Origin of the sequence: Enterovibrio norvegicus DSM 15893 (assembly GCF_900115495.1) — a bacterium.
GTDB lineage: Bacteria > Pseudomonadota > Gammaproteobacteria > Enterobacterales > Vibrionaceae > Enterovibrio > Enterovibrio norvegicus.
Genome location: NZ_FOWR01000036.1, coordinates 1 through 24,398, shown reverse-complemented (window position 1 = coordinate 24,398; position 24,398 = coordinate 1). Strand labels below are relative to the sequence as shown.

Annotated in this window: 20 protein-coding genes; 19 read left to right on the top strand and 1 reads right to left on the bottom strand. The window is 48.0% G+C overall.

Annotation, left to right across the window (positions count from 1 at the left end):
• The first annotated feature begins 6 nt into the window (after positions 1–6).
• The 14 genes from hscA (at position 7) to BM082_RS19165 (ending at position 14,627) form a co-directional block, all read left to right on the top strand.
• Complete coding sequence (hscA, locus tag BM082_RS19230) at positions 7–1,857, top strand: Fe-S protein assembly chaperone HscA (RefSeq protein WP_017016685.1); 1,851 nt, start codon at positions 7–9, stop codon at positions 1,855–1,857.
• Between the two features lie 2 nt (positions 1,858–1,859).
• Complete coding sequence (fdx, locus tag BM082_RS19225; protein WP_017008622.1) at positions 1,860–2,198, top strand: ISC system 2Fe-2S type ferredoxin; 339 nt, start codon at positions 1,860–1,862, stop codon at positions 2,196–2,198.
• 50 nt (positions 2,199–2,248) lie between these two features.
• Positions 2,249–2,449 carry a Fe-S cluster assembly protein IscX gene (iscX, locus tag BM082_RS19220; protein WP_017008623.1) on the top strand — a complete coding sequence of 67 codons (201 nt, stop codon included), beginning with the start codon at positions 2,249–2,251 and terminating at the stop codon, positions 2,447–2,449.
• Between the two features lie 240 nt (positions 2,450–2,689).
• A complete protein-coding gene (gene pepB, locus BM082_RS19215) occupies positions 2,690–3,994 on the top strand; it encodes an aminopeptidase PepB (RefSeq protein ID WP_017008624.1) in 1,305 nt (434 codons plus the stop codon).
• Between the two features lie 193 nt (positions 3,995–4,187).
• Positions 4,188–4,619, top strand: coding sequence for a nucleoside-diphosphate kinase (gene ndk, locus BM082_RS19210; RefSeq protein WP_017016686.1), 432 nt, complete (start codon positions 4,188–4,190; stop codon positions 4,617–4,619).
• A 415-nt stretch (positions 4,620–5,034) separates the two neighbouring features.
• The gene (gene rlmN, locus BM082_RS19205; protein ID WP_017008626.1) at positions 5,035–6,156 is read left to right on the top strand and encodes a dual-specificity RNA methyltransferase RlmN; all 1,122 of its coding nucleotides are present in this window, start codon (positions 5,035–5,037) and stop codon (positions 6,154–6,156) included.
• 23 nt (positions 6,157–6,179) lie between these two features.
• The gene (pilW, locus tag BM082_RS19200; RefSeq protein WP_026024455.1) at positions 6,180–6,935 is read left to right on the top strand and encodes a type IV pilus biogenesis/stability protein PilW; all 756 of its coding nucleotides are present in this window, start codon (positions 6,180–6,182) and stop codon (positions 6,933–6,935) included.
• Positions 6,925–7,953, top strand: a complete 1,029-nt coding sequence (rodZ, locus tag BM082_RS19195; RefSeq protein ID WP_017008628.1) for a cytoskeleton protein RodZ — start codon at positions 6,925–6,927, stop codon at positions 7,951–7,953. Before pilW ends, rodZ begins: the two co-directional genes overlap by 11 nt.
• 15 nt (positions 7,954–7,968) lie before the next feature.
• Positions 7,969–9,087: a flavodoxin-dependent (E)-4-hydroxy-3-methylbut-2-enyl-diphosphate synthase gene (gene ispG, locus BM082_RS19190; RefSeq protein WP_017008629.1), complete on the top strand. Its 1,119-nt coding sequence runs from the start codon at positions 7,969–7,971 to the stop codon at positions 9,085–9,087.
• A gap of 49 nt (positions 9,088–9,136) precedes the next feature.
• Complete coding sequence (gene hisS, locus BM082_RS19185) at positions 9,137–10,405, top strand: histidine--tRNA ligase (RefSeq protein WP_017008630.1); 1,269 nt, start codon at positions 9,137–9,139, stop codon at positions 10,403–10,405.
• A 13-nt stretch (positions 10,406–10,418) separates the two neighbouring features.
• Complete coding sequence (locus BM082_RS19180; RefSeq protein WP_017008631.1) at positions 10,419–11,027, top strand: YfgM family protein; 609 nt, start codon at positions 10,419–10,421, stop codon at positions 11,025–11,027.
• 9 nt (positions 11,028–11,036) lie between these two features.
• Positions 11,037–12,197, top strand: a complete 1,161-nt coding sequence (bamB, locus tag BM082_RS19175; protein ID WP_017008632.1) for an outer membrane protein assembly factor BamB — start codon at positions 11,037–11,039, stop codon at positions 12,195–12,197.
• Positions 12,198–12,322: 125 nt separating this feature from the next.
• Positions 12,323–13,816 carry a ribosome biogenesis GTPase Der gene (gene der / locus BM082_RS19170; RefSeq protein ID WP_026024456.1) on the top strand — a complete coding sequence of 498 codons (1,494 nt, stop codon included), beginning with the start codon at positions 12,323–12,325 and terminating at the stop codon, positions 13,814–13,816.
• Between the two features lie 577 nt (positions 13,817–14,393).
• The gene (locus tag BM082_RS19165; protein ID WP_074928226.1) at positions 14,394–14,627 is read left to right on the top strand and encodes a zinc ribbon domain-containing protein; all 234 of its coding nucleotides are present in this window, start codon (positions 14,394–14,396) and stop codon (positions 14,625–14,627) included.
• Positions 14,628–14,657: 30 nt separating this feature from the next.
• Here BM082_RS19165 and xseA read toward each other — a convergent pair whose 3' ends face one another.
• Positions 14,658–15,992 (bottom strand): exodeoxyribonuclease VII large subunit, encoded by a 1,335-nt coding sequence (gene xseA / locus BM082_RS19160; protein ID WP_208862540.1) that lies wholly within the window; start codon positions 15,990–15,992, stop codon positions 14,658–14,660.
• Between the two features lie 159 nt (positions 15,993–16,151).
• On the opposite strand from xseA, the gene guaB reads away from it, so the two are divergent.
• From guaB to BM082_RS19135, 5 genes are all read left to right on the top strand, one after another.
• Positions 16,152–17,615 carry an IMP dehydrogenase gene (guaB, locus tag BM082_RS19155; protein WP_017008635.1) on the top strand — a complete coding sequence of 488 codons (1,464 nt, stop codon included), beginning with the start codon at positions 16,152–16,154 and terminating at the stop codon, positions 17,613–17,615.
• A gap of 180 nt (positions 17,616–17,795) precedes the next feature.
• The gene (guaA, locus tag BM082_RS19150) at positions 17,796–19,349 is read left to right on the top strand and encodes a glutamine-hydrolyzing GMP synthase (RefSeq protein ID WP_017008636.1); all 1,554 of its coding nucleotides are present in this window, start codon (positions 17,796–17,798) and stop codon (positions 19,347–19,349) included.
• Positions 19,350–19,830: 481 nt separating this feature from the next.
• Entirely contained in the window at positions 19,831–22,008 is a 2,178-nt protein-coding gene (locus BM082_RS19145; protein WP_074928220.1) for a calcium-binding protein, read from the top strand.
• Positions 22,009–22,435: 427 nt separating this feature from the next.
• Complete coding sequence (locus BM082_RS19140) at positions 22,436–23,995, top strand: AbgT family transporter (protein ID WP_017008638.1); 1,560 nt, start codon at positions 22,436–22,438, stop codon at positions 23,993–23,995.
• A 158-nt stretch (positions 23,996–24,153) separates the two neighbouring features.
• Positions 24,154–24,398, top strand: a 245-nt coding sequence (locus BM082_RS19135; RefSeq protein ID WP_208862506.1) for a transposase domain-containing protein, incomplete at its 3' end; no start/stop codon positions are given.

Below are 24,398 nucleotides of genomic sequence, written 5' to 3'. Positions count from 1 at the left end.
ACCAACATGGCACTGTTACAAATTGCAGAACCGGGTCAAAGTGCTGCGCCGCACGAGCACAAGCTTGCGGTAGGTATTGACCTTGGCACCACCAACACGCTTGTTGCTTCAGTACGAAGTGGCACAGCGACAACGCTTAACGACATCCAAGGTCGCGCACTGATCCCTTCAGTGGTTCACTACGGTGAAGATGCGACACTCGTGGGTTATGACGCACAAGCTCGCTCCGAAACAGACAGCGCAAACACCATAGTGTCAGTAAAACGCATGATGGGTCGTTCGCTGGCGGATGTTCAATCTCGTTATCCACACCTTCCTTATGCACTTACTGCCTCTGAAAACGGCTTGCCGTTGATCAACACACGTTCGGGCAACAAAAACCCTATCGAAGTGTCTGCGGATATTCTTCGCACAGTCAACGAACGTGCTGAGGCATCACTCGGTGCTGAACTCGAAGGTGTTGTGATTACCGTTCCAGCCTATTTTGACGATGCACAGCGTGCAGGCACAAAAGATGCGGCGAAACTGGCGGGCTTAAACGTTCTTCGACTGCTTAATGAGCCAACCGCTGCGGCCATCGCTTATGGTTTGGATTCGGGCCAAGAAGGCGTCATTGCTGTTTATGACCTTGGTGGCGGCACATTCGATATCTCTATCTTGCGTCTGTCTAAAGGCGTATTTGAAGTGCTCGCAACGGGCGGCGACTCCGCGCTGGGTGGTGATGATTTTGACCATCTGATTGCAGATTGGATCGCTGAGCAAGCAGGCTTCGCTTCGCTGTCTGGTGATGATCACCGTCGATTGTTGAATGCGGCAACTGCAGCCAAAGTCGCGTTGAGCGATGCAGACACCACAGACATTTCAGTGCTTGATTGGCAAGGCGCACTCACTCGTGATCAGTTTGATGAACTGATTGGTGCGCTTGTGAAGAAAACGCTGCTTTCTTGCCGCCGTGCGCTAAAAGATGCGCAAGTGAAAACTGACGACGTGCTAGAAGCGGTGATGGTGGGGGGCTCTACCCGCGTGCCATTGGTGCGTGAAAAAGTGGGTGAGTTCTTTGGCCGTACGCCACTTACCACGATTGACCCAGACAAAGTTGTTGCGATTGGTGCAGCAACCCAAGCCGATATTCTCGTTGGCAATAAGCCAGATGGCGAAATGCTGCTGTTGGACGTTATCCCGTTGTCTTTGGGTATTGAAACCATGGGTGGTTTGGTGGAGAAAATTATTCCACGTAACACCACGATCCCTGTCGCTCGCGCACAAGAATTCACTACCTTCAAAGACGGTCAAACCGGCATGAAAGTGCACATCGTTCAGGGTGAACGTGAGATGGTGGACGATTGTCGTTCGCTAGCGAACTTTACGCTGAAAGGCATTCCTCCAATGTCTGCGGGTGCTGCGCACATTCGTGTCACCTATCAGGTTGATGCGGATGGTTTGCTATCCGTGACGGCGATGGAAAAGAGCACGGAAGTGCAATCATCGATCCAAGTTAAGCCTTCTTACGGTTTGAGTGATGATGAAATTGCCAACATGATCCGCTCTTCCTTTACACACGCACAAGAAGACAAAGATGCGCGCTACCTTGCGGAGCAACGCGTTGAAGCTGACCGTGTGATTGAAGGGCTGCTGGTTGCGCTTGATGCCAATGGCGATGAGTTGCTGTCAGAAGACGAAAAGAAAGCCCTAATTTCTGCCATTGAAGCCTTGATTGTGCTGCGTAATGGCGATGATGCTGCAGCCATTGAGCAAGGCATCAAAGACACAGATAAAGCGAGCCAAGACTTTGCCTCACGCCGTATGGACAAATCCATCCGTGAAGCCTTGGCTGGCCATTCCATTGACGAGGTTTAAACATGCCAAAGATTGTTGTTCTGCCACACCAAGACCTTTGCCCTGAAGGTGCAGTTCTGGAAGCAGAAGCCGGAGAAACAGTATTAGACGTTGCACTACGCAACGGCATTGCAATTGAACATGCGTGTGAAAAATCTTGTGCGTGTACAACGTGTCATGTGGTTATTCGTGAAGGATTCGACTCACTTGACGAAAGTGACGAATTGGAAGACGACATGCTGGATAAAGCATGGGGCCTTGAGCCAGAATCACGTTTAGGTTGCCAGGCGAAAGTGGCGGACAAAGACTTGGTTGTTGAAGTGCCGCGTTATACTCTGAACCACGCAGCAGAAAACCATTAAGTTTCGCTTGGCATTGCCAAACGAGTGAGTGATTGTAGGGAGTTGAGACAATGAGCCTGAAATGGATTGATTCACGCGATATCGCGATTGAACTGGTGGAAAAGTTTCCTGACACTGACCCTAAAACCGTGAGGTTTACAGATCTACACGCGTGGGTGATGGAGTTGGACGATTTTTCTGATGACCCTAATCACTCAAACGAAAAAATCCTAGAGGCGATCATCCTGTGCTGGATGGACGAAATGGATTAATCGTTGGCTAAAGTGCTTGTTTGATGGGTTTTTTACAGGCACATTAGTTTTATCCAAGCGGGCTTATGGCCCGCTTTGTTTTTCTCATCAATACGTCATTTTTGATGTTCACAATGATACACATACTGCAAAGGGTATGTGCTTGCTATCAAGCTTTCCCTTCGTAGATAACAAACGTCAGCCTTCAGAATTAAAAACCTTACTATTGTTTCAGTAAGGGCTAGGAACAAGGAGTTCAACATGACCGACAAGATGCAAATCGCACTGACCAATGAGCCCGCAGCTGATGTGTGGGGTGGTGCTAACGCCGTTATCTCTTTTGACCAACACGGTGCGACGGTGCACGCGAAGGGTGAAGCCGCCTTGGATAATGTGCAGCAAGCTGCGAGAAAGCTGGATACGCAAGGTATTCGCAAAGTGGCGTTAAAAGGCGATAACTGGGACGTCGAATCTGCGTGGGCATTCTATCAAGGTTTACGTGGTCCAAAAGCGGGCTATGAGTTTGCTGCGCCAACACTGGATGACAAACAACAGAAAGAGTTGAACAACCGTATTGTGGCGACAGATTGGGTTCGCCAAATTATCAATGAAACCGCAGAAGAAGTCGGCCCTCAGCAACTTGCAGTTCGTGCTGGTGAGTTCATTAAATCACAGGCGCCAAACCCAGAAAACGTGAAATACAAGATTGTGTCAGGCGCTGACTTGCTTGAGCACGGTTGGGTCGGCATTCACACCGTGGGTCGCGGCTCTGCGCGTAAACCGGCGATGCTGCAGTTGGACTATAACCCAACGGGCGATGCGGATGCCGAAGTCTTCGCGTGTATCATTGGTAAAGGCATTACCTTTGACTCTGGTGGCTACAGCATCAAGCAATCGAGCTACATGGATTCCATGAAAGCCGACATGGGCGGTGCAGCAATGGCGACCGGTGGTTTAGGGCTTGCGATTGCACAAGGGTTAAACAAGCGCGTTAAGCTGATCCTGTGCTGTGCTGAAAACATGATTTCCAGCAATGCTTACAAACTTGGCGACATCATCACCTACAAAAATGGTGTGACCGTTGAAGTATTGAACTCAGATGCAGAAGGGCGCCTAGTGCTTGCAGATGGTCTTCTTTACGCGAACAAGTACAATCCTGCATTGACCATAGACTGTGCGACCTTAACTGGTTCAGCCAAAATGGCGTTGGGCAATGATTACCATGCATTGTTCTCATTTGACCAAAATCTGGCTCAGCGTTGCCTTAGCGCTGCTGATGCGGAAAACGAAGGCATGTGGCAGCTGCCACTTGCTGAATTCCACCGCAACATGCTGCCTTCAAGCTTTGCTGATTTGGCGAACGTAAGTGGTGGACAGTATTCACCTGGTGCGAGCACGGCAGCCGCGTTTTTGTCGTACTTCGTTGATGACTACAAAAAAGGGTGGGTTCACCTTGATTGCTCGGGCACTTACCGCAAAGGCGCAAGCGACAAATGGTCGGTTGGCGCAACGGGCATGGGCGTGAAAACCTTGTCTCGCATATTGGTCGACGAATCGGCACGATAACTGATATTTTTGTCGGTAAAAACGTAAAGCAACCTGTTAATTAACAACTCACCCTTAGAATTAACAACAGAGTTAACGGTTCCGCGATATCGGGGTGGGGTATGGCGGAATGCTCTGGTAGGCTGTCCTTAAGATAACAAGCTGATAACGCGCTAATAAGGCGTTATCAGGCGAATAAAAAAAGGAATACAAAATGACTATTGAGCGCACTTTTTCGATCGTGAAGCCTGACGCCGTTGAACGTAATTTGATTGGCGCAATTTACCAACGAATTGAAGCAGCAGGATTACGTGTTGTTGCTGCAAAAATGCTGCACCTTTCCGAAGAGAAAGCGAAAGGGTTTTATGCTGAGCATGAGGGAAAGCCTTTTTATAACGATCTCGTTGAATTCATGACGTCTGGTCCAGTGATGGTGCAAACGTTGGAAGGTGACAACGCCATCAGTCGTTACCGCGAGCTGATGGGTAAAACGAATCCAGAAGAAGCAGCCTGCGGCACGCTTCGTGCAGATTTTGCTGTAAGCATGCGCCTAAACTCAGTGCATGGTTCTGATAGCCCTGAATCCGCAGAACGCGAAATTGCATACTTCTTCGCGAGTGATGAGATTTGTCCTCGTAAGGACTGATTCATAAGAGTCGACGAATGACGTAAACAAAGGGAGCGAATGCTCCCTTTTTTATTTTGTGCGTTTCTCGGCGAATCCCCCAACGACCTGAAGGTGTTCGCATTGATGGCCTCTCTTCGAGCAGGTTGAATCCTGCATCTTCAGATTGTTTGGGTATACACTAAAGCAAATGCACAGTTTGAATGAGCAAAACAGCGTTGAAAGCCATGAGTGATGCGCGATGGTCATGCTTGTGTCTTCTTTGCTGCGTGTGTTGTGGCGAGTGGGGTCACAAGTAAGAGGTGGAATCTGGATCACAAAGACTGTACAATTTCGCGCCTTGATTTCAGGGCTTGTCGTCATGTGTTGACGCAACGTTGCTGTTAAATTAAACGCAACATATTCCCGTTTCTATTACGTTTCACGAGGCAATCTGATGACGACGGAAAAAATTAATCTGCTGGATTTCGATCGGCAATCACTACGAGCGTTTTTCGCTGATGAGTTAGGCGAGAAGGCGTTTCGTGCTGATCAGATCATGAAGTGGATTTACCATTTTGGTTGTGACGACTTCGATCAGATGAACAACATCAACAAAAAGCTTCGTGAAAAACTGAAAGCGAAATGCGAAATTCGCGCGCCAGAAGTGTCTCTTGCAAAGCATTCAAGTGACGGCACCATCAAATGGGCCATGCGCGTGGGTAATCAAGACGTAGAAACGGTTTACATCCCTGATGAAGATCGTGCGACCCTGTGTGTTTCTTCACAAGTGGGTTGTGCGCTTGACTGTAAATTCTGCTCGACTGCGCAACAAGGCTTCAACCGTAACCTGAAAGTGTCTGAAATCATCGGTCAGGTTTGGCGTGCGGCGAAAGAAATTGGTATCGAGAAAGAAACGGGTCGTCGCCCGATCACCAACGTGGTGATGATGGGCATGGGCGAGCCGTTGCTTAACATGAAAAACCTGATCCCGTCGCTGAATTTGATGTTGGATGACTTGGGATTCGGCTTGTCAAAACGTCGTGTGACGGTGTCGACTTCAGGTGTCGTGTCGGGTCTTGATCAAATGACTGACAAAATCGATGTGGCGTTGGCTATTTCGCTTCACGCGCCAAATGATGAGCTTCGCAGCCAAATCATGCCGATCAATGATCGCTTCAACATCGAGACGTTTTTAGACTCTGTTCGTCGTTATATCGCCTCTTCAAATGCGAACCGTGGACGAGTCACTGTTGAGTATGTGCTCCTTGATCACGTGAATGATGATATGGACCATGCGCGCCAACTCGCAGAGCTGTTAAAAGACACGCCTGCGAAGATAAACCTGATTCCTTTTAACCCCTATCCTGGGTCACCATACAAGAAACCGAGTAATTCGCGCATCGATAGGTTCATGAAAACATTGATGCAATACGATTACACGGTCACGGTGCGTAAAACGCGTGGTGATGATATTGACGCTGCATGCGGTCAGTTAGTCGGCGATGTGATTGACCGTACTAAACGTACTCAAGGCAGACTGAATGTTGAGGAGCAGATTCCCGTCAAATCAGTCTGATAACTGATTGATAGGATGGGAATATGGCAAGGACGCTTTGTAGTCTGTTATTGATGGGATTATTAGCTGGTTGTGTCACAGTAACAGAAGAGAAAAACAACGCGAAGTTTGATACCATTCAAATTGCTGAATCCCGAATAGCGCTTGGGCTTGCCTATCTTGATGCTGGGCAATGGGAAAGGGCACGACAAAACCTTGAAATGGCTGTGCAGCATGCACCGACCTATTATCGTGCACTGATCAGCTTCGCTCACTATCTTCAAGAAGTGGGCGAGTACGACCAAGCGGAAGAGCAATTTAAGAAAGCGCTTCGTACATCACCGCGAAACGGAGATGTTAGAAACAATTATGGCGTTTTCTTGTGCCGTCAGGAACGTTATGACGAAGCACAAGCAGCCTTTGCCAAAGCGATAGAGCAGCCGTACTATTACAAAATGTCAGGCAGTTACGAGAATGCCGCCATTTGTGCCTTAAAGTCTGGTGACGCGGTCTTAGCAAAGGAATGGTTTGAAAAAGCCATTGATCATGAACCAAATCGTCCATTGTCTACGCTGCAACTTGCAAAGTTAGAAGTGGAAGACGATGAGCTGAATGAAGCCAGATTACGCTTGTTCCAGTTCCATAAGAGATATGGATACCGCTCTAACAGTTTGCTGACTATGATTTCATTGGAAGCAAAAGCGGAGCGCCCTCACGAAGTGGAGCGTTATGCGAATGTATTGGCTAAACAATTCCCTAAATCGAAAGAATATAGACTGTACTTAGCGAATGAATACTGAAAAAAACGAAGAGCAGCCATTAGACATCGAAGCGACACATCCAGGTACCGCGCTGAAGCAAGCAAGAGAAGCGCAAGGGTTGACCGAACAGGATGTGGCGGATCGATTGCGACTTCGTGTTTCCGTTATTCGTGAATTAGAAGCGGATTGTTGCGATCAAAAACAGATCGCCACGTTTACCCGTGGTTATATTCGTTCTTACGCCAAGCTTGTCGGGCTAGATTCTGACAAGCTACTGTGCGATTTTCAGCCAGCAAAAGAACATGAAGACTCTGCACAACAAATGCAGAGTTTTTCGCGTAAAACGCGTTTAGAAAAACACGACAGCCGTGTGATGGGATTAACCTGGGTGATCCTTGCGGTGGTGATTGGCTTGACGGCATTTTGGTGGTGGCAAAACCAGCAAAACGATCCGTTGCTTTCGCTTCCAGAGAGCGCGAATATTTTTACGCAGCAAGAAACTGAAACCAGCGATGGCAATATAGTCTCCCTCGATGTTGTCACTGACGTGGTTGAGCCTGCATCAACAGATGGTTCAAGTGATACCGCTGCATCTGCAAGCAATGTTGATGCTGCAAGCAATGAAGACACAGCGACTGACGCAAACGCAGCAGAAAGCAATGTGACAGAAGAGAACGTCTCCACTGACATTGTGTTGTCTAAATCAGAGCCAACGCAGACCGCAAGCAGCGCGGAGCGCACTGAAACATCCGCACCGGTGACAACAACGGCATCTTCGACCACATCTACAACACCGACTGCAACGCAAAACTCACCGCTTGCGCCGTTAACCATGCGCTTTAGTGCAGATTGTTGGGTTGATGTGCGTGATGCCAATGGCAAGCGCTTGGTTGCGGGTATTAAAACGGCCGGAGAAAGCGTATCGCTATCTGGCAAAGCACCGTTTAAAATCGTCCTAGGTGCGCCTAGCGCCGTAGACCTCGCCTATGATGGCAAAAAAGTTGATCTCAGTGGTTATCCTTCAGGTCGGGTAGCCCGTTTGAGCCTTCCGAAGTAATTCAGAGTACACCTAATGCATACCGAATCTCCTATTAAACGTCGTCAATCCACGCGTATCTATGTGGGTGACGTGCCAATTGGCGACGGCGCACCAATAGCAGTCCAGTCAATGACAAACACCCGCACAACTGACGTCGACGCGACAGTTGCGCAAATTCAGGCGCTGGAAAAAGTCGGTGCTGATATTGTTCGTATCTCTGTGCCTACCATGGAAGCCGCAGAAGCGTTTAAGTTGATCCGTCAACAAACGTCGATTGCGTTGGTTGCTGATATTCACTTCGACTATCGTATCGCGCTTAAAGTCGCTGAGTACGGTGTGGATTGTTTGCGTATCAACCCTGGTAACATTGGTAATGAAGAGCGCATTCGCTCTGTTGTTGATGCTGCACGTGACAAAAATATCCCTATCAGAATTGGTGTGAATGGCGGCTCACTTGAGCGCGATTTACAAGAAAAATACGGCGAGCCAACGCCGGAAGCGTTGGTGGAATCCGCCATGCGCCACGTTGATATCCTTGATCGATTAAACTTTGATCAATTCAAAGTCAGCGTGAAAGCGTCCGATGTGTTCTTGGCGGTAGAATCATACCGTCAGCTTGCAAAGCGCATTGATCAACCGCTTCACCTTGGTATTACCGAAGCGGGCGGCGCGCGTGCGGGTTCCGTGAAATCGGCGGTTGGCCTTGGTATGCTGCTCAGCGAGGGGATTGGTGATACTCTTCGTATCTCATTGGCAGCAGACCCTGTTGAAGAAATTAAAGTTGGCTTCGACATTCTCAAGTCATTGCGCATTCGTTCACGCGGTGTGAATTTTATTGCGTGCCCAACATGCTCCCGTCAGGAGTTTGATGTTATCGGCACGGTGAATGCGTTGGAGCAACGTCTGGAAGACGTGGTTGTTCCTATGGATGTTTCCATCATTGGTTGTGTGGTCAATGGCCCCGGCGAAGCGGAAGTATCACACATTGGTGTTGCCGGTAGTAATAAACGCAGTGCGTATTACGATGATGGCAAGCGTCAAAAAGAACGTTTTGATAATGACAACCTGATCGATCAGCTGGAAGCGAAGATCCGGGCAAAGGCATCAATGCTTGATGAAAACAATCGCATTGATGTAAATACAGAGAAGTAAGCAATCTGCAGACTTCACGCGAAACATAAGATCGGTTACGAGAGTTAAAGTGGCAAAATCAATTCAAGCGATTCGAGGCATGAACGACTGCCTCCCTACACAGTCTCCACTTTGGCAAAAAGTTGAAGGCACAGTAAAAGACGTGATCAGCGCATACGGCTACAGCGAAGTGCGCATGCCGATCGTTGAAATGACGAATCTATTCTGTCGCGCAATCGGTGAAGTGACCGACGTGGTAGAAAAAGAAATGTACACCTTTGAAGACCGCAATGGCGATAGCCTGAGTCTTCGTCCTGAAGGGACGGCGGGTTGTGTGCGTGCAGGCATCGAAAACGGCCTGTTATACAACCAAGAACAACGCCTATGGTACATGGGTCCTATGTTCCGCCACGAACGCCCTCAAAAAGGTCGCTACCGTCAATTCCATCAATTTGGTGTTGAAGTCTTCGGTCTAAATGGCCCTGACGTTGATGCAGAACTGATCATGATGACAGCGCGTCTATGGCGTCAACTGGGTATTCATGAACATGTTCGTCTAGAGCTGAACTCTATCGGTTCTTTAGAAGCACGCGCAAATTACCGCGAAGCCTTGGTGAGCTTCTTGATGCAGCATGAGTCTGTACTTGATGAAGATTGCAAACGCCGTATGCACACCAACCCGCTGCGCGTTTTGGATACCAAAGTACCAGAAATCCAAGCGGTACTGACTGACGCACCTAAGCTGTCGGAGTACTTGGATGAAGCGTCAACGCAACATTTTGCAGGTTTGTGTGAACTGTTGGACGCGGCTGGCATCCAATATTCGGTTAACGAGAAATTGGTACGTGGTCTTGATTACTACAACCGTACTGTTTTCGAATGGATCACTGAAAGCCTAGGGTCTCAAGGCACTATCTGCGGCGGTGGCCGTTATGATGGCCTTGTTGAGCAACTGGGTGGTAAAGCGACGCCTGCGGTTGGCTTTGCAATGGGTGTTGAGCGTTTGGTTCTGTTGATGGAAACACTCGAGCTTAACGAAACACGTCCCGCTGTTGATGTTTACATGGTAACGTCGGGCGAAGGCACACTGGCTGCGGGCATGAAACTGGCTGAAATGCTGCGTGAAACCGTATCAGGTCTGCGTGTGATGACCCACTTTGGTGGGGGTAACTTTAAGAAACAATTTAAGCGCGCGGATAAAGTCGGCGCGTCTGTTGCTCTCGTGTTGGGTGAAGATGAAGTTGCGCAAAATATGGTGACTTACAAAGACCTTAAAGGCGGTGAGCAGCTAACCATTTCTCAGGATGATGTAGCTGAAAAATTGGCTCAATTGGTTTAAGAGAGGACAAAACGTGGACGTCTACACCACAGAAGAACAACAAGTCGAAGCGATTAAACAGTGGTGGCGGGATAACGGTAAAGCCGTTGTCCTCGGCGCAGTGATTGGTTTGGGTGGCCTATATGGATGGCGCTATTTCCAAGCTGAACAAGAAACGGGCCGCGAGCAAGCATCTGAAGCTTACACACAAGTCGTCAATGCATTGGCGGCGGGTGATGAAAAAGCAGAAGAACAAGCTGCCGCTTTCATCAGTGAGCGTCAAGGCGAAGCGTATGCCTCTCTCTTGTCTCTACAATTGGCAAAATCGCTGGTTGAAACCAATGAATTGGTAAAAGCCGCGGAACAGCTTCGCATGGTTCAATCATCAAAAGATGAAACCCTAAGTGCGATTGCTTCTGTGCGTCTTGCGCGTGTTGAAGCTGAGCTGAAAAATTACGATGTAGCGCTGAAAGAATTGGACAAAGTGACAGCACAAAGCTGGACTGCTCAAGTTGAAGAGCTACGTGGTGACATCGAACTTCGTCAGGGAGACACAGCCGCAGCACGTTCTGCGTATGCAGCATCTATCGCCGCTGCTTCAAACCCTGTTGTTCAGATGAAGCTAGATAATCTGCCGCAATAAGGTCTGACAATGATGCGCAAGGGATGGAAACATGTTGGTGCAGTCGCCCTTTTAGGCGCACTACTTGCTGGTTGTGCGAGTGAAGAAGATTCGATCCAAATGGCACCATTGCCAGTGGTTCAAAGCGAATTTACTCCAGCACAATTGTGGTCTTCTCAAGTGGGTGATGGTGTTGGACGCTATTTCAGCAATCTATCACCAGCAGTGGCTTACGATAAAGTGTATGCTGCTGACCGCGACGGTATCGTCTCGGCCATGGATCTTGAAAGCGGCAAAACCGTTTGGAGTGTGAACCTTGGTGAAGAAGCGCCTGCGCTTCTTTCTGGCGGTATCACAGCTTCATACAGCAAATTGTACATTGGTACTGAAACTGGCGAACTCATTGCGCTGGATGAAGAAACCGGTGAGCTCGTATGGCGCACGCAAGTTGGTGGCGAAATTTTGTCTAAACCGCTTGCTGATGAAGGGCTGATCGTGGTGAATTCAAGCCGCGGTGAGATTTCAGCTTATGAAGCTGAAACAGGTGAGCAGCGCTGGAGTTTGTCCAGTGAAGTGCCAAACCTGACGCTTCGTGGTGACAGTTCGCCAGTCTCGATTTCTGGTGGTGTATTCTGGGGCATGGCAAATGGTCGTCTAGGTGCTGCATTCATTGAGAATGGCAATATCATTTGGCAGCAAACCATTGCAAGCCCGAAAGGCGCAACTGAAATTGATCGTTTGGTTGATGTTGATTCAACGCCAGTGGTTGCGGGTTCATTGCTTTATGCGGTGGGTTACAACGGTTCGTTGGTGGCGATCGACTTACGTTCAGGTCGCCCTGCATGGAAACGCACGTACAGTTCGTCAACAGATATCATGGTTGCTGGGAGCTACTTGTTCCTGATCACCGATAAAGATCATGTTGTTGCCGTTGATGCACGTAGTGGCACAGAGCTTTGGACGAACAAAGAACTTGAGTATCGTCAGCTAACCGCGCCTGTGGCTATTTCTGGCTATGTGGTTGTCGGTGATGCCGAAGGCTACCTGCACTGGATTGATCCAACGTCTGGTGAGTTTGTTGCTCAACAGCAGCTTGATGATAGTGGCATTGCGGTTGCGCCAATGAACGTGGACGATGGGTATATCGTCGTTACACGCGATGGCAGCATCACCAAAAAGCAAACGCCATAGTTAAATCGTAACGTCCAATTCGATACAAGGTATTGAGTATTGGGCGTTTATAAAATATTCGGCTCCTGACTTTTCAAAGTCAGGAGCCGCTGTTATTCATAACCAAGAAAATTCTAGAGGTCAGTATGATTCCTGTAGTAGCCCTTGTTGGGCGTCCGAATGTTGGGAAGTCGACACTCTTTAACCGGCTAACACGTACGCGCGATGCGCTTGTTGCCGATTTTCCGGGATTGACCAGGGATCGTAAATACGGAAAAGCCATGCTGGGCGAGCACGAGTTCATCGTGGTTGATACCGGTGGTATTGATGGCACAGAAGAAGGTGTCGAAACCAAAATGGCTGAACAGTCATTGGCTGCGATTGAAGAAGCTGATGTTGTTTTGTTCATGGTTGATGGACGTGCAGGTTTGACGGTTTCTGATGAAGCTATCGCTCAACATCTGCGTTCACGTGAAAAAACCACCTTCCTTGTCGTTAACAAGGTTGATGGCATCGACGCTGATGCTGCAAGTGCAGAGTTCTGGCAGTTGGGCATGGAGCACATGTTCCAAATTGCTGCTGCACATGGTCGTGGTGTTCTCGGTCTGATGGATCGCGCTTTGAAACCGTATGCGGAAGCATTGGCAGAAAAAGAAGCACACGAAGGCCTGGTCGATCTGACTGGCGAAGAAGAATTTGAGGAAGTAGATAAAGATCTGACGGAAGAAGATGCAGAAACTGCGCTTCAGCGTCTGCAAAATCTGCCAATCAAATTCGGTATTATCGGCCGTCCAAACGTGGGTAAATCAACACTGACTAACCGTATTCTCGGTGAAGATCGCGTGGTGGTTTACGACATGCCAGGTACAACCCGTGACTCTATTTATATTCCTATGGAACGTGATGGTCGCGAGTATGTGATTATTGATACGGCGGGTGTTCGTCGTCGTAAGCGTGTTAACGAAAAAGTAGAAAAATTCTCTGTTATCCAAACACTGAAAGCGATCGAAGATTCGAACGTTGTTCTGCTAGTGATTGATGCGCGAGAAAACATCTCAGACCAAGATCTGAGCTTATTGGGCTTTGCCTTGAACGCGGGCCGCTCAATCGTGATTGCAGTGAACAAGTGGGATGGTTTAGATAAAGACGTGAAAGACCGCGTTAAATCTGAGCTAGATCGCCGTTTAGGTTTCGTTGACTTTGCGCGCATCCATTTTATTTCGGCACTGCATGGAACGGGTGTTGGTCACTTGTTTGAGTCAATTCAGGAAGCGTATGAGTCCGCGACTAAGCGTATCTCAACAGCAATGCTGACACGCATCATGAACATGGCACAAGACGATCACCAACCACCGATGATCCGCGGTCGTCGTGTTAAGTTGAAATATGCGCACGCGGGGGGTTATAACCCACCTATCTTCGTGATTCACGGTAACCAAGTGAAAGAGCTGCCTGATTCTTACAAGCGCTATTTAATGAACTACTTCCGTAAATCGCTAAAAATCATGGGTACGCCAATTCGTATTCAATTCCAGAGTAGCGAGAACCCGTTTGAAGGTAAGGGTGAAAAACTCACTATCTCTCAATCGCGACAACGTAAACGCTTGATGGATATGGTTAAAAACCGAAATAAGAAATAATCATTCTGAATGATGATAAAAAACCGGCCCACTGAGGCCGGTTTTTTTATGCCATTTAATCTTCACAGACTTTTAAAAAAACATCTTTCCGTAATTTTGCCATTTTGGCTCATGCTTTCAGAGATCTCTCAGAAAAAATGCCAGATCACAGCGATGTTGTTATTGATCTGTTTCTTCCGTTTCACTAATTACTTGATCTTAGTCACATTAAAAGTGTAATTCAGTTAAAAATATCGTTCTAGATAGCATGGATGAATTAATGTACGCTCGATAAATGACCTTTTATTTATAAAAGTCTGTAAGTGTTCATGTTTATAACATTTAACGATATTTTATATTGCCTTAAATCCATATGCAGAACATGTAACTTATGCTTTCGGGAGTTGTATTGATAAATATTCTTTTGAGGGGTGATCGCTGATCAGATGCCGTTAACACGGAGATCTGACGATCTTCCTAGGATCCAGCAAGATGCTGTTCTCATGCGTTCACTGTTAAAGATAGAATAGAAAAGCAGACTGCGTGCTGTATAAGCGTATGAAAATACAGTGAGAGAGGTTGATTGGTGGGCAGCGCTATGGAAAATTTATGTCCGGATTGTGGACAAGCATTGATGTGGGAAAGTGGCGTATATGTTTGTAATCCTTGCGATAACACTTTTATCAAACAGGGATACTGTAACACGTGCAGCGCTCAGTTAGAGAGGCTACAGGCCTGTGGCTCAACCAGTTACTTCTGCCATGAGTGTAATGAGTTAACATCTCGCTCAACGGCAAACATTGTCTTTGAAGCAAAAAAAACGGTGTCTTAAAGACACCGTTTTTCCATCAGCAAGATCCCATCACAGGATCGTAGATTGCACTTCACCATCTGCAAGTGTCGTTGTAATCACATCACCTTTTGATGTGTCTGCGACGTTTTTCAGCACGTTCCCTTTGTCATTGCGCGTGATCGAATAGCCTCGCGCTAATGTGGCAAGCGGACTTACGGCATCCAGCGTTTCCATTTGTAAGGCCAGAGCATGGCGCTGTTGGCTCATCAATTGTTTCATGCCATCAACCAAACGTTGCTCCGTGTAACGAAGCTGAATACTGAGTTGTGGAATCTGACTCGCAGGGGAGTAACGCTCTAAGCGTTGTGCCGATCGATCAAGACGTTGTGCCTCTGTTTGAAGCGTTTGACGCATGGATTGATATAAACGGCGCTCAAGCTCATCAAACTGCTGTGCTTGCTGTTGGAGCCTCGCTTGGGGGTGTTGCATTGCCAAACGGTGTTGAAGCCTTGTGAGGGCTGTTCTGCTTCTTGCTAGGTGGGTCGAGACACTGTGCGCTAGCCTATCGGTACGCTGAGAATACTGTTGAGTGCGTAGTGAGGTATCACGGCTGACGAGCTCAGCGGCCGCTGACGGGGTCGGAGCTCTAACATCAGCAACAAAATCGGCAATGGTGACATCCACTTCGTGGCCGACCGCACTCACAATAGGAATGGTGCTGGCAGCAATGGTGCGTGCGACGATTTCTTCGTTAAAACACCATAGATCTTCGAGCGAACCACCACCACGTCCAACAATCAGCACGTCACATTCATCTCGACTGTTTGCTCTGCCTATGGCTTGTGCAATTTGAATGGCGGCATCTTTGCCTTGTACTTGTGTCGGATAAATTACCACAGGAAGGCTTGGATCACGTCGTTTCAATACATGCAGAATGTCGTGCAGTGCAGCGCCCGTTTTCGAGGTGACGATACCAACACGGCGGGGTTGCTCTGGCAGTGGGCGTTTTAAGTCTGCCGCGAACAAACCTTCTGCAGCGAGATTCATTTTGAGTTTGTCGAACTGTTGCTGCAATAAACCGTCGCCTTCGGGTTGCATGCTTTCGACAATGATTTGGTAGTCACCCCGTGGCTCATACAATGATAGGCGAGCTCGCACGAGCACTTGGTTACCGTTGGCAGGTTTGAAGGTGACGCGACGGTTATTCCCTTTGAACATGGCGCACTTTACCTGTGCACGGCTGTCTTTTAAGGTGAAATACCAATGCCCTGATACGGGAACGGTGAGGTTAGAAATCTCACCAACCAGCCACACAATGCCCATTTCGTTCTCAAGCAACAGCCTGACTTCAGCGTTGAGCCGTGAGACAGTGTAGATATTGTTGTTGGCAGAATTCATCGATATTTATGCCTTGATAATCAGCGGGATGAGAACATGGTACTGAGCCGAAAAATGAAAGCCAAACGTTTTCGTGAAAATCTATAGCCAAACGTTTGCGTCATCAGTATAATGCTGCGGCAATATTTAGTCCCCCCGTATTTAATTTTGGCGTGAGATATTGCAATGTTACGAATAGCTAAAGAAGCCCTAACTTTCGATGATGTATTGCTGGTTCCAGCACATTCCACAGTTCTTCCAAACACTGCCGACTTACGCACTCAACTGACGAAAACTATTTCGTTGAACATCCCAATGATTTCTGCGTCTATGGACACAGTGACTGAAGCACGTTTGGCTATCGCACTGGCGCAGGAAGGCGGCATTGGCTTCATTCATAAAAATATGTCAATTGAACAGCAAGCTGAGATGGTTCACCAAGTGAAGATCTTTGAAGCTGGCGTTGTCACCCATCCAGTCACGGTTCATCCAGATGCGACAATCGCAGATGTTGTTGAACTCACCAAAAAGCATGGTTTTGCCGGTTTCCCTGTCGTCACCGAGAGTAACGAGCTTGTTGGTATTATTACTGGTCGTGATGTTCGCTTTGTGATTGACCTATCCAAGAAAGTCTCTGCTGTTATGACGCCTAAAGAGCGTCTAGCGAGTGTAAAAGAAGGCGCATGTCGCGAAGAAGTGCAAGAAAAAATGCACCAAGCGCGCGTTGAGAAAGTACTGGTTGTGAATGATGATTTCCAACTGACAGGGATGATTACCGCAAAAGATTTCCACAAAGCTGAAACCAAACCACATGCTTGTAAAGATGAGCAAGGTCGTCTGCGTGTTGGCGCGGCAGTGGGGGCTGGCGCAGGCAATGAAGAGCGCGTAAAAGCACTGGTTGAAGCAGGCGTGGACGTTCTACTTATTGACTCTTCACATGGTCACTCTGAAGGCGTGCTAAACCGTATTCGCGAAACACGCGAAGCATACCCTGATCTCGACATCATCGGCGGCAACGTCGCAACGGGTGCGGGAGCGAAAGCCCTTATTGAAGCTGGTGTGAGCGCTGTTAAAGTGGGTATTGGCCCTGGCTCTATCTGTACTACACGTATCGTGACTGGTGTCGGTGTTCCTCAAATCACAGCGATTGCTGATGCTGTTGAAGTCGCAAATGGCTACGGTATTCCTGTTATTGCTGATGGTGGTATCCGTTTCTCTGGTGATATCTGTAAAGCCATCGCGGCTGGCGCATCGTGTGTCATGGTTGGCTCAATGTTTGCGGGTACAGAAGAAGCACCAGGTGAAGTGATCCTATACAACGGTCGTTCATACAAGTCTTACCGTGGCATGGGCTCATTGGGCGCAATGTCTCAAGGTTCTTCAGACCGCTACTTCCAATCAGATAATGCGGCAGACAAGCTGGTTCCTGAAGGTATCGAAGGTCGCATTGCATATAAAGGTCACCTGAAAGAAATCGTTCACCAGCAAATGGGCGGTCTGCGCTCAAGCATGGGTCTGACGGGCTCAGCAACGATTGAAGAGATGCGCACCAAAGCTGAATTTGTTGTTATTTCAGGTGCGGGCATGGCGGAATCTCACGTGCATGACGTACAGATCACCAAAGAAGCACCGAACTACCGTCGCAGCTAATTTCTGGTAAAGAATTCCTGAGACGTAAACGTTTGCTTTTTTTCTTGAAGCACTGATATGAGGCGAGTACACTCGCCTCGTTTTCATAACCCACAACCACAGCGTAGGAATAAAACCCATATGGTATGGGTCTTCCCAAGCGATCAAGCTTAGCTGGCGGTAACGATAAGACTGCTCAAAATGACTAAAGACATCCATGACCAACGCATTCTAATTTTGGATTTCGGTTCTCAATACACTCAACTCGTCGCACGCCGTGTACGTGAAATCGGTGTTTACTGTGAGCTATGGAGCTGGGATGTAGATGAAGCGGATATTCGTGAGTTCAATCCAGATGGCATTATCCTGTCTGGTGGCCCAGAGAGCGTGACAGAAGCAAACTCTCCACGTGCGCCTCAATATGTATTCGATTCTGGCGTGCCAGTGTTTGGTGTATGTTACGGCATGCAAACCATGGCAGAGCAACTTGGCGGTAAAGTCGCGGGCTCTGACGAACGCGAATTTGGTTATGCAGCAGTACAGGTGACGGGTGATTCAGCACTGTTTGCTGACCTAGAAACTACTCAAGATGTATGGATGAGCCACGGTGACAAAGTGGTCGAGATCCCAGCTGACTTCGTGAAAATCGCGCAAACAGACACCTGTCCGTTCGCGGCGATGGCAAATGAAGATAAAAAATACTACGGCGTGCAGTTCCACCCAGAAGTAACGCACACCAAAAATGGTCTGAAGATGCTTGAGAACTTCGTACTGAACGTATGTGGTTGTGAGCGTTTGTGGACTGCTGAGTCAATTATCGAAGATGCAGTTGCGCGTATTAAAGAGCAAGTGGGTGATGACGAAGTTATCCTTGGCTTGTCGGGCGGTGTAGACTCTTCTGTTGTTGCGATGCTTGCGCACCGTGCAATTGGTAACAAACTAACGTGTGTATTCGTTGATAACGGTCTGCTTCGTTTGAATGAAGGCCAGCAAGTCATGGATATGTTTGGTGACCAATTTGGCCTAAACATCATTAAAGTCGATGCCGAAGAACGCTTCCTTAACGCACTGGAAGGTATCTCAGATCCAGAAGCCAAGCGTAAGAAAATTGGCCACGTGTTCGTCGATGTCTTCGATGAAGAATCGAAGAAGCTGAAAAATGCGAAATGGCTAGCACAAGGCACTATCTACCCTGACGTGATCGAATCTGCAGCGTCTAAGACGGGTAAAGCGCACGTGATCAAATCTCACCACAACGTTGGCGGTCTGCCAGACGACATGGAAATGGGATTGGTTGAGCCGCTGAAAGAGCTGTTCAAAGATGAAGTGCGTAAGATCGGCCTAGAACTTGGTTTGCCTTACAACATGCTTTACCGCCACCCATTCCCTGGTCCTGGCCTAGGTGTTCGTGTGCTTGGTGAAGTGAAGAAAGAATACTGTGATTTGCTGCGCCGTGCTGACGCTATCTTCATTGAAGAGCTGCACAAAGCGGACCTATACAACAAAGTGTCTCAAGCGTTCACTGTATTCCTGCCAGTGCGCTCTGTGGGCGTAATGGGTGACGGTCGTAAATACGATTGGGTTGTGTCTCTACGTGCTGTTGAAACGATCGATTTCATGACCGCACACTGGGCGCATCTGCCATACGATTTCTTGGGTAAGGTGTCTAACCGCATCATCAATGAAGTTGATGGTATTAGCCGTGTTGTTTATGACATTTCAGGCAAACCACCTGCAACAATTGAGTGGGAATAATTCATTATTTCCGTTTCAATAAAGTATGCGTTAATCGCTTAGCTTTTTTAAACCCCGAACAGGCTTCGGGGTTTTTTTATGCCTTGGGCAATGTAAAGGTCAAAAATTAACCATTAGCTGACCGGAGATTGACATGGATTTATGCAAACATCTGCTTATCAGTAAACCTGCTTTTCATCAGTACAATAGCCCGAATTTTCAAACAGAATGTCGCTCCATATATTCCTGTCTTATTGTTTAGAAAAACACTGACTAGACACTCTTATATAGTAGTTAATGCTTTTTTAGTCCTCACCTTATGTCATCTAACTTCATGGTTTAACGCTCATTTCCTGCCCTTGAAACGTTCTCAACCTCTGCCATAGTCGATAGTGCGATGTATGAACTTCTAGTCTTTCTGGCCCAGATATCTATAGGGCTTCTTACTCTCAAAAGAAGTGCTTACATCGGTATTCGTATGACTTATTAAAAGGTATCGAAAATGGCAACGATCAATGGAACAGTGAACGATGACACACTCGTAGGCACATCAGACGCGGATCAGATCTATGGTTCTGATGGCAATGATTATATCCGCGGCGAGGGTGGTAACGACTACATCAATGGCGGTTCAGGCAATGACACTTTGCTCGGTTCGGAAGGCGATGATGAAGTGCACGGCGGTACGGGGGATGACACCATTGTCGGAGGCGGTGGTGCCGACTTCCTCTATGGCAATGATGGCCAAGACAATATTGAAGGCGGTGAGGGTAATGACACTATCTATGCCGGTTTAGCGGACGATGTCGTCTATGGCCAAGCCGGAAACGACGTTATTTTCGGCCAGGGCGGTGTTGATCGTTTATTTGGCGGGGATGGTGATGACACCTTGGATGGCGGTCAAGGTGATGACATTCTCTGGGGGGATGCGGGCAATGACACCATGGATGGCAACGTTGGCGACGACATTCTCTGGGGGGGCGACGGTAACGACACCCAAAACGGCGGCAATGGTGCGGATTATCTTTGGGGGCAAAACGGCGTTGATACGCAACATGGTGGGAATGGTGACGACGTGATGCTCGGCGGTGATGGCGATGACCAAATGTACGGTGATGGCGATAACGATATGCTCTTTGGTCAGGCTGGCAGCGACTACATGGACGGTGGCGACGGCGATGACAAACTCGAAGGGTATATTGGTGATGACACCTTAATTGGCGGTGACGGCAATGATGATCTCTGGGCCGGGGACGATGATGACACCATCGACGGCGGTGACGGCGATGACATCATTTCCGGTGGGTGTGACGATGACACGATCACGGGCGGCGATGGCGATGATGTCATTTACGGTGATGAAATAAACCTCGTCCTTAACAGTGGCTTTGAAAGCTGGGGGGATAACTCTGGCAACGATTGGACATTGTTGGAAGACGATCAAGTTCCGGGTTGGTACAGCGTAGATGCCACCAAGATCGAACTACAGCAAGGATCGTTTGGTGGCACGCCTTACAACCCGCAGCACAACACAGTGCTAGAGCTGGATAGCACAGTCAACACTTCTGTTCGCCAGGATATTGATGTCACCAACGTGACAGCAGACGGCGACCGCACCATGAACTTCTCCTTTGATTATGCCAATCGCTTTGCGGGTAACAACACCACAACCAGTCCATTCAAGGTTGAGGTATTTGATGGTGATGGCAATGTTTTGTTTAGTCGATCCTTTGATAACCAGTCGACGGTTCGTGCTTACCAAAATTTCGAGGCCAGCTTTGAGATCCCTCAAGGCGTTGAAGACATCACACTGAGCTTTACAGCAACAGGCAAATCCGATTGTATCGGCGCCTTAATTGATAACGTGGTGCTTGAAGCAACCGATGATTGCCACGGTGATGACGTGATCGACGGCGGCGCGGGTGACGATACCATCTACGGGAATGGCGGCGATGATGTCATTACCGATAACAGTGGTAACAATACCGTCTTTGGTGGCGATGGCGATGATCACATCACCACAGGTAATGGCACCGATGTGTTGCATGGCGGTAACGGGAATGATGGTTTCTGGGCTGGCGGCGGTAACGACACTATCCATGGTGGTGATGGTAACGATTATGGCGACGGTGGCGCCGGCTGCGATACCTTCTTCGGTGGTGCTGGTGACGATAGTTTCTCTGGCGGCGCTGGCAACGACATGTTGTATGGACAAGCAGGGGACGATACCCTAAATGGCAACGACGGCTGTGATAGATTGTACGGCGGCCCTGGGGATGACACGCTAAACGGGGGCAATCATAACGATCTTCTTTCTGGCGGCTCGGGTGACGACCACCTGCTGGGTGGTAATGATTGTGACAAGTTGTACGGAAATTCTGGCAATGATTGGCTACAAGGTGGCAACCACAACGACATTTTAGCCGGTGGCAGTGGCTGTGATAGCTTTGTGTTTGAAACCAACGATGGTCGAGACACCATCAAAGATTTCAACAAGCACTATGATTCGCTGGTGATTGATAATTCTGTCGCTACGCACATCAGTCAAGTCAACGTGTATTCGTTTGATTGGGGTAAATCGACCTTGATTACGTTTGATTGTGATAACACACAGATCGTTCTCGAAAACTTCAAATGCTGGAACGTAAGTTCAGACATGTTTGATTTTGCTAACGTTTAATCGCTAACCCTTAAAGCGCTCAAAGCCTCTGCCGATCAGGCGGAGGCTTTTTCATCAACGGTGATTTTTTGTTCATTGATGTATGCCTTTCTTTCAATATTCACTTGAACTTGTCTGATTCTTCTGTCCCTCTCAAAACCGTGACGTCACTCACTAACAGCCTGCTTAATACTCATTTCTTCATCCTGACGTAAACGCATTATTTCGTTTGTTGCGCGTCAGGTGGTTCATTGTTTCCAGTGTGTATGAAAGCTGTGTATTTCCTGAACTAATATTCTTTTTTTGTGAGTTAATTGGGTGTTTGTGACTATCAAATAAGAATTAAATATGTATTTTATGCTGTTGAATAATTATGACGTGGTTTCACGTCAGCAAAATAATTCGCAGTAAGCGAAGCAAACACACACTTTTAACCATGGAGCTTTACATGAGTAACCATGCTATGGACAACATTCCAGACGCGCCGAAAAGCGCAATGGACAAGTTTCTCAACGGGATTGAGAAAGCAGGGAACAAAATCCCTGATCCGGCATTATTGTTCTTTTATGGACTGTTGATTGTATGGGGCTTGTCGGCACTTCTTTCTCAGGTTGATTTTGGCCTGATACACCCTGTTACCGGCGCATCCGTAGAAATTAACAACCTCCTTACAGGTACTGCATTGGCGAACTTCCTTGCCAATATGGTGACCACCTTCACTAGCTTCGCGCCTATGGGTATCGTGCTAGTGGCAATGCTGGGTGTGGGTGTAGCTGATGCGTCTGGCTTCATCACCACTGGCTTGAAGAAAATGCTAAACGTCACCCCTAAGAAACTGCTGACACCAGCACTTATCTTAGTGGCCATCGTGTCGCATACAGCGGCAGATGCGGGTTATGTTCTGGTTATTCCATTGGGCGGCATTATCTTCCACGCAGCGGGTCGTCACCCACTGGTGGGTATTGCAGCTGCATTTGCGGGCGTATCTGGTGGTTTCTCAGCGAACTTCATTCCTGCGGGTATCGACCCATTGCTTGCTGGTTTCACCCAGTCAGCAGCACAAGTATTGGATAAAGACTATGTGGTAAACCCACTGGCTAACCTTTACTTTACGGGTTTGTCGTCATTCCTGATCGTGGGTATCGGTTGGTATGTGACCGAGAAAATCATCGAGCCACGCCTAAACAAACTGCCTATCGATGAAGATGCTGAAAAAGCACCGGATTTGGGTAGTTTCACGGATATCGAAAGTAAAGCATTCAACCGCGCAGGTTTTGCCATGCTTGCAGGTATTGCGTTGCTGGTGTTTGCGATTCTTCCAGAATCTTCAGCACTGCGTTCACCTGAAGGTGAACTGACAGCATTTACCGCACCGCTGATGAAATCTATCGTGCCATTGATCTTCATCTTGTTTGTGATTCCAGGTGTGGTTTATGGCCGCGTAGCGGGTACATTCAAAACCCAAGGTGACATCATCAAGGCAATGAGCCTGACCATGTCTACGATGGGTAGCTACCTCGTGATGTCATTCTTCTGTGCTCAGTTCCTTGCTGCATTCAGCCAATCAAACATTGGTACCTTGCTGGCATTGGAAGGCGCTGAATTGCTAAAAGCACTGAACATGCCTGGTCAATTGACCATCATTGGTATGATCCTGCTTACCGCGAGTGTGAACCTGCTGATCGGTTCTGCGTCGGCGAAATGGGCATTGATTGGTCCAATCCTTGTTCCTATGCTGATGGCGTTGGGTATTTCCCCTGAATTGTCTCAAGCGGCTTACCGTGTTGGTGACTCAGTATCTAACATCATTTCTCCTTTGATGGTGTTCTTCCCGCTGGTGGTTGTTTACTGTCAACGTTATGTGAAGAGCACAGGTATCGGTACGCTGGCGTCAATGATGATGCCTTACTCGATTGCCATGCTGATCGGTTGGAGTATCTTCCTGCTAGCATACTGGGCTCTAGGTATCCCATTGGGTATCCAAGCGCCATACACTTACTCTATGTAAGCGTGATCCTTGCCGGTGTGCTTGATCAAAAGCACACCGCAATGCATCGAGAGCCTCGCCACTGTGCGTAATGCCGATCAGTTAAGCAAAAAATGATCGGTTGAACGATCCTGAGAGGCTGGCAAAATCCGAGTGTATTTCTACACTCGGATTTTTTTATGTTCTTAAGACAAGCCCTCGACCGAATACACCAATTTTCTGCTGACCAACTTAATGGCCTATCAGATCTCCTGTGCCCCGCTCTCATTAATCAATGCCTTGAAGACACAGGCGTCACGACGATTCGAAAGCGTAGGCTCCCCATGGAACTGATGGTGTGGAGCGTCGTGGGAATGTCACTTTATCGGCACCTATCGATGAGTAAGGTGGTCTCTCAGCTCGATATATTACTTCCAGGTAAGAA